11 protein-coding genes are annotated in these 12,141 nt (G+C 58.3%); 7 read left to right on the top strand and 4 right to left on the bottom strand.

What is annotated here, in order from left to right; all coding sequences use genetic code 11:
- The 4 genes from AACR14_RS15260 to AACR14_RS15245 all read left to right on the top strand — a co-directional run.
- The coding region (locus AACR14_RS15260; RefSeq protein ID WP_041201983.1) for a mechanosensitive ion channel domain-containing protein at window positions 1–517 on the top strand (517 nt) is incomplete at its 5' end.
- A 407-nt stretch (window positions 518–924) separates the two neighbouring features.
- Window positions 925–1,329, top strand: a complete 405-nt coding sequence (locus AACR14_RS15255) for a hypothetical protein (RefSeq protein WP_019446789.1) — start codon at window positions 925–927, stop codon at window positions 1,327–1,329.
- Between the two features lie 54 nt (window positions 1,330–1,383).
- Window positions 1,384–3,414, top strand: a complete 2,031-nt coding sequence (locus AACR14_RS15250) for a M13 family metallopeptidase (RefSeq protein WP_019446788.1) — start codon at window positions 1,384–1,386, stop codon at window positions 3,412–3,414.
- 339 nt (window positions 3,415–3,753) lie between these two features.
- Window positions 3,754–4,686: a GGDEF domain-containing protein gene (locus AACR14_RS15245; RefSeq protein WP_019446787.1), complete on the top strand. Its 933-nt coding sequence runs from the start codon at window positions 3,754–3,756 to the stop codon at window positions 4,684–4,686.
- Between the two features lie 98 nt (window positions 4,687–4,784).
- Here the strand turns inward: AACR14_RS15245 and crr are convergent, their stop codons facing one another.
- The 4 genes from crr to cysK all read right to left on the bottom strand — a co-directional run bounded on the left by crr (window position 4,785) and on the right by cysK (window position 8,777).
- Window positions 4,785–5,294 carry a PTS glucose transporter subunit IIA gene (gene crr / locus AACR14_RS15240; protein WP_019446786.1) on the bottom strand — a complete coding sequence of 170 codons (510 nt, stop codon included), beginning with the start codon at window positions 5,292–5,294 and terminating at the stop codon, window positions 4,785–4,787.
- Window positions 5,295–5,336: 42 nt separating this feature from the next.
- Window positions 5,337–7,064 (bottom strand): phosphoenolpyruvate-protein phosphotransferase PtsI, encoded by a 1,728-nt coding sequence (gene ptsI, locus AACR14_RS15235; RefSeq protein ID WP_019446785.1) that lies wholly within the window; start codon window positions 7,062–7,064, stop codon window positions 5,337–5,339.
- Window positions 7,065–7,110: 46 nt separating this feature from the next.
- Window positions 7,111–7,368 (bottom strand): HPr family phosphocarrier protein, encoded by a 258-nt coding sequence (locus tag AACR14_RS15230; RefSeq protein WP_005338266.1) that lies wholly within the window; start codon window positions 7,366–7,368, stop codon window positions 7,111–7,113.
- 440 nt (window positions 7,369–7,808) lie between these two features.
- A complete protein-coding gene (cysK, locus tag AACR14_RS15225; RefSeq protein WP_019446784.1) occupies window positions 7,809–8,777 on the bottom strand; it encodes a cysteine synthase A in 969 nt (322 codons plus the stop codon).
- A gap of 159 nt (window positions 8,778–8,936) precedes the next feature.
- Between cysK and AACR14_RS15220 the strand changes: the two genes are divergently transcribed.
- From AACR14_RS15220 to AACR14_RS15210, 3 genes are read left to right on the top strand one after another with little or no spacing between them, the layout of a single operon-like run.
- Window positions 8,937–9,779: an AAA family ATPase gene (locus tag AACR14_RS15220; RefSeq protein ID WP_019446783.1), complete on the top strand. Its 843-nt coding sequence runs from the start codon at window positions 8,937–8,939 to the stop codon at window positions 9,777–9,779.
- Between the two features lie 3 nt (window positions 9,780–9,782).
- Window positions 9,783–10,946 (top strand): vWA domain-containing protein, encoded by a 1,164-nt coding sequence (locus tag AACR14_RS15215; RefSeq protein ID WP_019446782.1) that lies wholly within the window; start codon window positions 9,783–9,785, stop codon window positions 10,944–10,946.
- Window positions 10,947–11,000: 54 nt separating this feature from the next.
- Window positions 11,001–12,122 (top strand): beta-ketoacyl-ACP synthase III, encoded by a 1,122-nt coding sequence (locus tag AACR14_RS15210; RefSeq protein WP_019446781.1) that lies wholly within the window; start codon window positions 11,001–11,003, stop codon window positions 12,120–12,122.
- Window positions 12,123–12,141 lie beyond the last annotated feature (19 nt).

Genomic DNA, 12,141 nt, shown 5'->3' with positions numbered 1-12,141 from the left:
CACCATCGGCTCCTTCTCCGGTACCGTCTCGCGGATCCGCATTCGCGCCACCACCCTGACCGACTTCGACCGCAAAGAGGTGATCATCCCCAACCAGCAACTGATGACAGAACGGCTCATCAACTGGTCGCTGAGTGACACCGTCACCCGGGTGATCGTACGGGTGGGTGTGGCGTATGGCTCGGATCTGGAGCTGACCCGCACCCTGCTCAAACAGGCGGCCGACGAAAACAGTCGGGTGCTGAAAGACCCGGCCCCCATCGTCTACTTCCTCACCTTTGGCGCCAGCACGCTGGATCACGAGCTGCGCTTCTTCGTGAGCGAACTGGGGGATCGCAACCCGGCGGTGGACGAGTTGAACCGCAAGATCGACCAGCTGTTCCGCGAGAACGGCATCGAGATCGCCTTCAACCAGATGGATGTCTACATCAAGAATATGCAGGGCGAAGAGCAGAAGGTGGAGTCCAACTCCGCCGCTCTGCCGCCGCCCGCGGAAGATGGCAAGCAGCCAGCCTGATAGCGAACTGCACGGTTCTGATGACAACAGCCGCTCACCCAGGTGAGCGGCTTTTTCATGCCAGTTTATGGCGATAGAGACAGTTATCCATTGCCAACATGGCTGGCCGCCGCACAACAGACCGCCATCACCCTTGATAAAATATAAAGAGAAATAAAAGTCTAAAAACAAACACTTGCCCCACACCACTACTTACCGCATGGATGAACCCCGTGCCCTTCTCCCCTCACTGCTTACCCCATACCGCGCTCGCTCCGGCCCCCGGATTTTTATAACTTTTTTTAATTTTATTTGAGTGTCCTCTTCATCCTGACCATTGCAAAGTGGCGCCATTCCAGCGCCGGGCCCTGTGACCACCACTCGGCTGACACCGACTTGCTCATTTGATAATTGAAAGGATCCGAGAGATGAAACACTCCTTGATGGTAATGGGGTTGGCCGCCAGTCTGGCATTGAGCGGCTGCCAGAATATGGATACCAAGAAAGTCCTGATAGGTGCAGCTGCGCTGGGTGCCATCGGCGCCGCTGGCTATTACGCCGGGAAAAAGCACAGCGATAACAAACACGAGCATGATGGCCAGCATGACGATAGCGATGACCAGCATATGGCCACCAGCAAGATGCCCCGTTACTGCTCGGGGGAAGCAGCCAGCAAATTCCATGTCTCCCCGCGCGATATCACCACCGAGTCGGCAGAAGAGAGTGGCCACAGATACAAGGTTTATGGCCAGTACGAGACCGATGATGATGCAGTCGACTTTACCTGCACCTTCAATCACGACGGTCGCTTCCTCTCGGTCGTTCGCAGCTGATTGACCACCGGTTACAGCCAATTCACTACTGGCACCCCATACAGGACACGCACGATGAAACAGCAACGCAGCATGATCGCCAGCCTCATTGCGCTGGCCCTGCTTGGCCTCGCTCCATGCGCCGGTGCCACCAGCGGCCACTCCGGGGTGGATCTGGCCAGCATGGATAACAGCGTGCGCGCGGCGGACGATCTGTTTCGCCACGTCAACGGCAACTGGCTGGCCCAGACCCAAATACCGGATGACATGCCGGGGCAGACCATCGGCAATCTGCTGGCGGACAAGTCGCTGGAGGATCGCAAGGTGTTGCTGGAGGAGCTGCTCAAGCGCCCGCAACAGTCCGGAACCCCTCGCCAGCAGATCGCCGATCTCTACGCCAGCTATCTGGATCAGGCCGGGCGGGATGCCAAAGGGCTGACCCCCATTCAGCCGCTGCGCGACGAGATCATGGCCATCCATGATGGCACCTCGCTGGCCACCTACTTTGCCCGTGTTAACAAGCTGGGGGGCGGCGCTCCCTTTGGTATCGGGATCATGGCCGACAAGAAGCAGCCTGACAGCTACGGGATCTACCTGCAGCAATCCGGTCTCGGTCTGCCGGATCGGGAGTACTACCTGAAAGCAGATGCCGCCAGCAAGGCTCTGCGGGCCAGCTACGAGCAGTTCATTACCGCCCTGCTCAACCATGCCGGCGTCGAGGGGGCGAGCGAACAGGCCCATCGCATTCTGGCGCTGGAAACCCGCCTCGCCAGCCTGCAGTGGGACAGAGTCAACCGGCGGGATGACAACCTCACCTACAACAAACTGCCCATCGCCCGCCTCAGTCAGTTGCTGCCCACCCTGGATTGGCAACGCTACCTGACAGAGGCCGGTATCGCCGGGGAAACGGAGATCATCGTCAGTGAGCCGGACTATCTGGAGAAGCTGACCGCCGTGATGCAAGAGACCAGCATCGCGCAGTGGCAATCCTACTGCCTGTTCCATCTGCTACGCACTTATGCGCCCTATCTCGACAGCCAGAGCAATGCCCTGCACTTCGCTTTTTACGGTACGACCCTAAGCGGCATCCCCCGGCAGCGGCAGCCCTGGAAGCAGGCCATGGAGGTGCTGGATGACTATCTGGGCCAGGCGGTGGGCAAACTCTACGTGGAACGCTACTTCCCGACCGAAGCCAAGGCACAGATGGCGACCATGGTGCGCAATCTGATCGCCGCCTATCGCCAGGAGATCGGCGAGCTCGACTGGATGTCTGCCCCGACCAAACAGCAGGCGCTGGCGAAACTGGAGAAGGTACGGGTCAAGATCGGCTATCCCGACCAGTGGCAGGATTACAGCGCAATCGAGATCCGTCCCGATGATCTGGTCGGCAATGCCCAGCGCGCGGCCACGGTGCGTTACAACGAGCACCTTGCCCGCCTCCATCAACCGGTGGATCGGGAGGAGTGGTTCGACAATCCGCAGACGGTGAACGCCTACTACAACCCGAACAACAACGAGATCGTCTTCCCGGCAGCCATACTGCAACCGCCCTACTTCGATCTGAAGGCGGATGATGCGGTCAACTATGGCGCCATCGGCGCGGTCATCGGTCACGAGTTGAGCCATGGTTTCGATGATCAGGGGGCCAAATTCGATGGCAACGGTGCCTTGCACAACTGGTGGGCTCCGGCCGATCTCAAGGAGTTCACCGCTAGAGCGCAAAAACTGGCGAAACAGTACGACCGTTTCGAGCCCATCAAGGGGGAGCATGTCAACGGCCAGCTGACCCTTGGCGAGAATATCGGCGATCTCGGTGGCTTGACCATCGCCCACAAGGCGTACCGGCTCGCCCTGGGCAACCGCCAGCCAGCGGTGCTCGATGGCTTCACTGGCGAGCAGCGTTTCTTTATCGGCTGGGCGCAGGTGTGGAAAGGGAAGTACCGGCCCGAGCTCGCTGCCGTTCTGCTCAAGACAGATCCCCACTCGCCGCTGGAGTACCGGGTCAATGGCGTCGTCGCGAATATGCCGGCCTTCTATCGCGCCTTTGCCATCAAGCCGGGAGACAAGCTCTATCTGCCACCTTCCGAGCGTGTGAAGATTTGGTGACCACCAGCAGGGGCCCTGGCCCGAAAAGCTCCAGCAGATGGACCACCTCCACCTGAGCTGAAGATGACCGACACAGGGAGTGTCTGTTTTACCCTGCCTGGTTTTTCCCGACCCACATGTGCCTGACCATGTGGGTTTTTTTGACCCTTTTGCCCCGCCGCTTCTCCTCAGCCTGCCCAGCTTTCACCCGATACGGCCACGGCAAACCACCCCGCCATTTTCTCGCCTTTGCCATTGGCTGAAAAACCGGCGGCGTAACCGCCATAAATCGGTTTACCACCACACTGGTCTGACCTATGGTAAAGCATATAAAAGATGCATCGTGGAGCTGCTTTTCCTATGAATGACCGAGAACTGCAACAGATCCTGTTTCGCTCCTTCGATGTGATCCCGCTGCCTATTCTGGTGTCCGAATCCATTGCCCGTCACGATGGCTGCTCACCCGACATGATCCCGCAGCGGCGCCACCGCTTCCTGAATAAAGCCTTTATTGAGCAGCTGGGCTACAACCTTGACGATCTGCCGGACATGGCCTCCTGGTTTCAGGTCGCCTACCCGGATGAAGGGTATCGCCGCACCATCATCGACTCCTGGCACTCCCAGGTGGAACAGAGCTTGTCTCAAGGGCTGGAGGTCGCCGAAATGCCTGCGCTGATCCGCTGCAAGAGCGGTCAGTCGCGCTGGTTTATCGTCACTGCCCAGCTGGGTGCCGATGCCATCCCGGATGGCCATATCGTCACCTTTCGCGATATCCACGACCTGCAGTGCATGGTGGAAGAGGTGAGCCGCCTCTCCTGCACCGATCCGCTCACCGAACTGACCAACCGGCGTGGCGCCCAGCAACAGTTGCAAGCCCTTTGGTTGCAGGGTGAGCCCCTCTCGGTGGTGTTGGGAGATATCGACCATTTCAAGCAGGTCAATGACCGCTACGGCCACCCTGCTGGCGATGCCGCGCTCTGCGCTGTCGCCCACGCCATGGCTGGCCAGCTGTTGCCGGGGGAGAGTCTGGCCCGTTGGGGCGGAGAGGAGTTCCTGCTGATCCTGCCTGGTTGCGATATTGAACAGGCAGCACGGCGCGCCGAACAGCTGCGCCAGCATGTCAGTATCACCCGCTTGCCATGGCAGGGGACGCAGCTATCTCTCACCATCAGTCTGGGGTGTGCCAGCATGAAGGGGCAGGAGAGCATCGACTATCTGCTGATGATGGCCGACCGGGCCCTTTATCAGGCCAAGGATCAGGGCCGTAACCGGGTTGTCATCTCGACGGAATAGAGTAATAACCAGAAAGAAAAGCCGACTCGCAGCCATAAAAAAACCGAAGCACAAGGCTTCGGTTTTTTAGTGCGCAACTGGCGTGAGCCAGCCGGGCATTACTTCTTGATACGGATAACCGGGGTCTCGCCCACAGTCACGGCACCAGTCATTTTGATCAGCTCTTTGATCTCGTCCATGTTGGAGATGACAACCGGAGTCAGGGTAGACTTGGCTTTCGCTTCCAGAATGGCCAGATCGAACTCGATGATGGTGTCGCCGCGCTTGACCTGTTGACCTTCCTGAGCGATACGCTTGAAGCCTTCGCCTTTCAGTTCAACGGTGTCGATACCGAAGTGAACGAACAGCTCGATACCGGAGTCGGATTCCAGAGAGAACGCGTGGTTGGTCTCGAAAATCTTGCCAATGGTGCCATCGCACGGAGCAACCATCTTGTTGCCAGCCGGCTTGATGGCGATACCGTCACCAACGATCTTCTCGGCGAAGACAACGTCAGGCACATCTTCGATCGGCACGATTTCGCCAGACAGCGGAGCAAAGATTTCGATGCCGCCGGTGTCAGAGCTATCGTCGGAAACCAGTTTCTTCAGTTTATCAAACAGACCCATATAAAGCTCCTAGAGATGATTTGTCGCTGTTTGCAGCCGATCTTAGCAGACTGCTTTCTGCTTAATAAAGTTATCTACGCATGCTTCGATTTCAGCGGCGGTGGCAAAGCTCAGTGCTTGATCAGCCATTGCCTTCACATCTTCGAAGTTGGTGTTGCGGATAAGCTTCTTGATACGCGGTACAGAGATGGCGCTCATGGAGAACTCATCCAGACCCATACCCAGCAGCAGCAGGGTAGCGCGCTCGTCACCAGCCAGTTCACCACACATACCGGTCCACTTGCCTTCGGCGTGGGACGCATCGATAACCATCTTGATCAGGGTCAGGACGGAGGGTGACAGCGGGTTGTACATGGCGGAGATCATCTCGTTACCGCGATCGACAGCCAGGGTGTACTGGGTCAGGTCGTTGGTACCGATACTGAAGAAATCCACTTCCTTGGCCAGATGATGAGCCATCACGGCAGCGGCCGGGGTCTCGATCATGATACCCACTTCGATGGATTCATCAAAGGCTTTGCCTTCAGCGCGCAGTTCGGCTTTCAGCGTCTCTACGGTGGCTTTCAGGCTACGGAACTCTTCGACAGAGATGATCATCGGGAACATGATGCGCAGTTTGCCGAAGGCAGACGCACGCAGAATGGCCCGCAGCTGAGCGTGCATGATGTCTTCGCGGTCGAAGAAAATACGCACGGCACGCCAGCCCAGGAAGGGGTTCATCTCTTTCGGGAAATTCATGTACGGCAGCTCTTTGTCGCCGCCAATGTCCATGGTGCGCACGATGATCGGCTGATCCGGCATCGCTTCGGCCACTTCTTTGTAGGCTTTGAACTGCTCTTCTTCGGTCGGCAGCGCGTCACGGTCCATGAACAGGAACTCGGTACGGTACAGACCCACGCCTTCGGCGCCATTGCGGATGGCACCTTCGGTATCCTTGACGGTACCGATGTTGGCGCACACTTCGACCTGGTGACCATCCAGCGTAATGGCAGGCAGATCTTTCAGCTTGGCCAGCTCATCTTTCTCGGCCTGGAACTGAGCCTGGAACTTCTTGGCTTCGGTCAGTTGTTCAGCGGTCGGATTGATGATGATCTGGTTGTTGATCGCATCCAGCACCAGCATGTCACCATTCTTGACGCGCTCGGTGATGTCGTTGGTGCCTACCACGGCCGGCAGCTCCAGGGAGCGAGCCATGATGGAGGTGTGAGAAGTACGGCCACCGATGTCGGTGACGAAACCCAGCACATATTTCAGGTTGATCTGAGCGGTTTCAGACGGGGTCAGGTCTTTGGCGACCAGGATCACCTCTTCGTCGATGGTGCTCAGGTTGACAACAGCGATGCCCAGTACGTTCTTGACCAGACGGGTACCGATGTCACGGAAGTCGGTGGCGCGTTCGCGCAGATAAGGGTCATCCAGCTCGGCCATCATCTTGGCGTACTGTTCGATCACCTCATAGATGGCTTTGTCAGCGGAAGCCTTGTTCTCTTTGATGAAGGATTTGATATCCCCTTCCAGCTCCTCATCTTCGAGCAGCATGATGTGGCCTTCGAAGATGGCCTCTTTTTCCTCACCGAAGGTGCGACCGGCCATCTCTTTGATGGCTTCCAGCTGGGTAGCTGACTTGGTACGAGCTTCGAGGAAACGGTTGATCTCGGCATCAATCTGGTCAGCAGAGATTTTGCCCTGATTGATAACGATTTCATCTTCTTTCAGAAGAAGCGCCTTACCGAATGCGATACCGGGGGACGCAAGAATGCCAGATATCATAATCCTTCCTATTAAAACGACTGTGGGGGAGGAATCTAAAGCTGGATTACTCCAGCTCGTCCATCAGGGCAACCAGCTTCTCAACAGCTTGCTGAGCATCCGGGCCGTCAGCCTGGATAGTTACGTTGGTACCCTTGGTCAGGCCCAGGGTCTGCAGCTTGAACAGGCTCTTGGCGCTGGCGGACTTGCCACCGGAGACCACAGTGATCTCGCTTTGGAATTCTTTGGCTTCTTTCACGAACTGAGCTGCCGGACGGGTGTGCAGGCCGTTTTCAGCAGTAATAACAACAGACTTCTCGTACATGGTTTCACCCCATATTATTGATATTTTTTGGTGGGTTGGTCGTTTTTGAAGCAACCTGACCCACCGTGTCAGTATGGATATGTTGTAAAGTAACGAAAGCAGACCCGCAATGGTTTAATCCAGGTCAAGTTTCTGTGCAGTAATCGGCGCGCTGGTTGGCAATTTTCAGTTATTGGGCTACAAGCCGCATCAGGACTGGCCTGAAATTATTTTATAACGAAAAATAACACTTTGTTACTTTGTGATACCCAGCCAGCAAACACCGCGTGACGCCGCACAGGATATGAGATTTAGAGCGGAATGTCTGCTTTTTTTCTCACTCCGGAACTTGTTATTTTACCCCAAAAAATAAGGATCAAGTGACACTAACAGGGGTTGAGTCTAGCCCATAAAGAAGCGGCGCTCCTGGGAGCGCCGCTGTTTTGAAAGATTCCGATCAGTTACTGCTGCAGCTCCTGCTCGCTGAACACCCCGGCAAACAGGGCGCTGGAGAGGTAACGTTCCGCCGCACTCGGCAGGATGACTACAATGGTTTTGCCCGCAAATTCCGGCAGCTCGGCCAGACGGCTGGCAGCCACCACCGCAGCACCGGAGCTGATACCGGCCAGGATCCCCTCCTCCTCCATCAGGCGGCGAGCCATCTCGATGGCTTCATCGCTGGTCACCTTCTCCACCCGATCGATAAGGGAGAGGTCCAGGTTGCCCGGAATAAAGCCGGCGCCGATCCCCTGGATCTTGTGGGGGCCCGGTTTGATCTCTTCCCCGGCCAGCTTCTGGCTGATGACCGGCGACTCGGCTGGTTCGACCGCGACAGAGACCACCGCCTTGCCTTTAGTCTGCTTCAGATAGCGGGAGACACCGGTAATGGTACCGCCGGTACCGACCCCGGCCACGAACACATCCACATCACCGTCAGTGGCATCCCAAATCTCGGGGCCTGTGGTCTTTTCGTGGATCTCCGGGTTGGCCGGGTTTTCAAACTGTTGCAGCAACACATACTTGCCCGGCTCGGATTCGAGGATCTCGTTGGCCTTGGCAATGGCCCCCTTCATGCCAAGCGGCCCTTCGGTCAGCACCAGATTGGCACCGAGCGCCTTGAGCAGCTTGCGGCGCTCCAGGCTCATGGTGGCCGGCATGGTCAGGGTGATGGGATAGCCGCGAGCTGCCGCGACAAAGGCCAGAGCAATGCCCGTGTTGCCGCTGGTGGGCTCGATGATCTCCTTACCCTTGGTCAGGATGCCGCGCTTCTCGGCATCCCAGATCAGGTTGGCACCGATACGGCACTTGACGCTGAAGCTGGGGTTGCGGCTCTCGATCTTGGCCAGCACGCGGCCTTTGGTAACACGGTTGAGACGAACCAGCGGGGTGTGACCGATAGTCTGGCTGTTGTCCTCAAAAATTTTGCTCATGGCGCTATCCCTGTGTTTGTTACGACGATGAAACAAGATTACCCTGTGGTTTCTGAATGAGAAGTGACTATTCGTTATAACCATATGGTATTACAACATATAGAGCTTATTCTCTCTGGCCCCTGACTCAGGGCGCCAATCGTCAAAGGAACCGACGTTATGGGATTTTCAGGAAGCAGCCAGTATCTCGCCTCCGATGCATTGAAGATGGCGGTCAATGCCGCCATCACCCTCGAAAAACCGCTGCTGATCAAAGGGGAGCCGGGCACCGGCAAGACGGTGCTGGCGGAAGCGGTCGCGGACCATCTTAGCACCGATCTCATTGCCTGGCATATCAAGTCCACCACCAAGGCCCTACAGGGACTCTACGAATATGATGCGGTGGCCCGGCTGCGGGACTCCCAGCTCGGCGACCCCAGAGTGGCCGATATTAGCCACTACATTCGTCAAGGCAAGTTGTGGCAGGCCTTCAGCGCCGAGCAGCGACCTGTGCTGCTGATCGACGAGATCGACAAGGCCGACATCGAATTCCCCAACGATCTGCTTCTGGAGCTGGATCGGATGGAGTTCGACGTCTACGAGACCGGCGAACGAGTCAAGGCGCGCCAGCGGCCGGTGGTCATCATCACCTCCAACAACGAAAAAGAGCTGCCGGATGCCTTCCTGCGCCGCTGTTTCTTCCACTACATCCGCTTCCCCGACAAGGCCGAGATGCAGGCCATCGTCAAACTCCACTACCCCGACCTCAAGGAGAGCCTGCTTGGCGAGGCAATGGATCTCTTCTTCGAGCTGCGCGAGGTAGAGGGGCTGCGCAAGAAACCCTCCACCTCGGAGCTGCTGGACTGGATCCGCCTGCTCTTGGCCGACGATATCGCCCCCGAGGCGATGCGCGCCCGCGAGCCCGGCAAGCTGGTGCCTGCGCTATATGGCGCCCTGCTCAAGACCGAGCAGGATCTGCATCTCTTCGAGAAGCTCGCCTTTCTAGCCCGACGCGGCAGCTGACCCATGCTGATCGACTTTTTTACCCACCTGCGCCGCCACAAGCTCCCCTGCAGCCTGCGCGAGCTGCTGGACTTGCACACCGCGCTGGCAGCCCGGCTGGTCGCTGCCGATATGGACGAGTTCTACCAACTCTCCCGCTGCCTGCTGGTAAAAGACGAGGCACACTACGATCGCTTCGATCGCGCCTTCGCCGAATACTATGAGGGGCTGGAAGCCATTCCCCTGCTGCCGGAGAGCCTGCCCGAGGAGTGGCTGCGCAAGGAGTTCGAGCGACTGCTGAGCCCAGAGGAGAAGGCGCTGCTCAAATCCCTCGGCGGACTCGACAAGCTGCTGGAGACCCTCAACCAGCGGCTGAACGAGCAGAAAGAGCGCCACGCCGGTGGCAACAAGTGGGTGGGAACCGGTGGCAGCAGCCCGTTTGGCCATGGCGGTTTTCACCCCGAGGGCGTTCGCATGGGTGGAGAGGGGCTGCACGGCAAGGCGGCCAAGGTGTGGGAGGCCCGTCACTATCGCAACTTCAGCGACGACTCACCGCTCGGCCAGCGCGCCATCCAGCTGGCGCTGCGCAAACTCAGGCGCTGGGTGCGCAAAGGCAATCCCGACGAGCTGGATCTCGACGACACCATAAAAAGTTCAGCCCGCCAGGGCTGGCTCGATGTGAAGCTGCGGCCCGAGCGCCACAACGGTGTGAAGTTGTTGGTCTTTTTCGATGTGGGAGGCTCCATGGATGCCCATGTGGCCGAGGTGCAGCGTCTCTTCTCTGCGTTGCGCCACGAGTTCAAGCATCTGGAGTACTTCTATTTTCACAACTGCCTCTACGACTTCGTCTGGAAGGATAACGAGCGCCGCTTTGAGGAGCGGTTCGATACCCTGCGGCTGCTGCGCACCTACGGCAGCGACTACCGGGTGATCCTGGTGGGGGATGCCACCATGGGCCCCTACGAGATCACCTGGCCGGGCGGCAGTGTCGAGCAGTGGAACGAGGAGTCGGGTCAGGTGTGGCTCACCCGCTTGCAGCAGCACTTTCCCAAACTGGTGTGGATCAATCCCACCCCGCGGCGGGAGTGGCTCTGGCATCCCTCCATCAAACTGATGAATGACGTGGTTGGCGGACGGATGCATCCGCTGACCCTGGCGGGTCTCGCTGCGGCGATCGACCAGCTCTAACCCTCTCTACCCTATAAACCGACAAGCCGGGAACGCACTCGGCGAGGAGCAAAGATGACCTCTATCGTGATCAGTGGCTCAGGCCTCTATACCCCACCCTTTGCCGTCAGCAATGAAGAGCTGGTGGCCGCCTTCAACCAGTATGTGGATCTCTACAACGAGGAGAACGCCTCCGCCATCGACGCTGGCCAGCTTCCCGCCAAGCAGCACTCCAGCTGCGAGTTCATCGAGAAGGCCTCCGGCATCAAGAGTCGTTATCTGGTGAGCCGAGAGGGAGTGCTCAACCCCGACATCATGCAGCCGCTGCTGGCGGAGCGGCCCGATGAGATGCCCTCCATCATGGTGGAGATGGCGGTGGCCGCCGCCGAGCAGGCGCTGATCGCCGCCGGCCGCGAGCCGGGCGAGATCGATTTGGTGATCGTGGCCGCCTCCAACATGCCACGCCCCTATCCGGCACTGGCCATCGAGCTGCAGCACTATCTGGGGGCGAGCGGCATGGCCTTTGATATGAACGTGGCCTGCTCGTCTGCCACCTTCGGCATCAAGACAGCCGCAGACATGCTGGCGGCAGGCACAGCCAACGTGGCGCTGGTGGTTAATCCGGAGATCTGCTCGGGGCACCTCAATTTTCGCGATCGTGATAGCCACTTTATCTTCGGCGATGCCTGCACCGCGGTGCTGCTGGAGCGAGCGGAAGATTGCAAGGTGGCCAACCCGTGGCAACTGGTAGCCAGCAAGCTGGTGACCCAGTACTCCAACAACATCCGCAACAACTTCGGCTTTCTGAACCGACTGAGCCCGCGTACCCGCTACAGCGACGACAAGTTGTTTCGCCAGCAGGGGCGCAAGGTGTTCAAGGAGGTATTGCCGCTGGTGTGCGACCAGATTGCCAACCAGCTCGATGAGCAGGGCTGGCCCGCCGAGAGCCTGAACCGGCTCTGGCTCCATCAGGCCAACCTCACCATGAACCAGTTCATCGGCCGCAAGCTGCTGGGCCACGATGCCAGCCAGCAGGAGGCGCCGGTCATTCTTGATAGCTATGGTAATACCAGCTCGGCGGGTTCCATCATCGCGTTTCATCTGTACAATCGCGACCTTCCTGCGGGGGCTCGCGGCGTACTGTGCTCCTTTGGCGCTGGCTACTCAATCGGTAGCCTGCTGCTGCAGCGCCTGTAATGGCGGGCCTCCCGCCGAC

The organism is Aeromonas sp. 159 (genome assembly GCF_963862045.1).
In the GTDB taxonomy this organism is placed as follows: Bacteria; Pseudomonadota; Gammaproteobacteria; order Enterobacterales; family Aeromonadaceae; genus Aeromonas; species Aeromonas veronii.
Note: the sequence above shows the minus strand (reverse complement) of the source record. Positions and strands in the feature narration are given on the sequence as shown.

Coding starts and splice junctions, on each gene's coding strand:
- AACR14_RS15210 (WP_019446781.1), top strand. CDS start 11,001: ATGACCTCTATCGTGATCAGTGGCTCAGGCCTCTATACCCCACCCTTT.
- AACR14_RS15255 (WP_019446789.1), top strand. CDS start 925: ATGAAACACTCCTTGATGGTAATGGGGTTGGCCGCCAGTCTGGCATTG.
- cysK (WP_019446784.1), bottom strand. CDS start 8,777: ATGAGCAAAATTTTTGAGGACAACAGCCAGACTATCGGTCACACCCCG.
- AACR14_RS15220 (WP_019446783.1), top strand. CDS start 8,937: ATGGGATTTTCAGGAAGCAGCCAGTATCTCGCCTCCGATGCATTGAAG.
- ptsI (WP_019446785.1), bottom strand. CDS start 7,064: ATGATATCTGGCATTCTTGCGTCCCCCGGTATCGCATTCGGTAAGGCG.
- crr (WP_019446786.1), bottom strand. CDS start 5,294: ATGGGTCTGTTTGATAAACTGAAGAAACTGGTTTCCGACGATAGCTCT.
- AACR14_RS15245 (WP_019446787.1), top strand. CDS start 3,754: ATGAATGACCGAGAACTGCAACAGATCCTGTTTCGCTCCTTCGATGTG.
- AACR14_RS15230 (WP_005338266.1), bottom strand. CDS start 7,368: ATGTACGAGAAGTCTGTTGTTATTACTGCTGAAAACGGCCTGCACACC.
- AACR14_RS15250 (WP_019446788.1), top strand. CDS start 1,384: ATGAAACAGCAACGCAGCATGATCGCCAGCCTCATTGCGCTGGCCCTG.
- AACR14_RS15215 (WP_019446782.1), top strand. CDS start 9,783: ATGCTGATCGACTTTTTTACCCACCTGCGCCGCCACAAGCTCCCCTGC.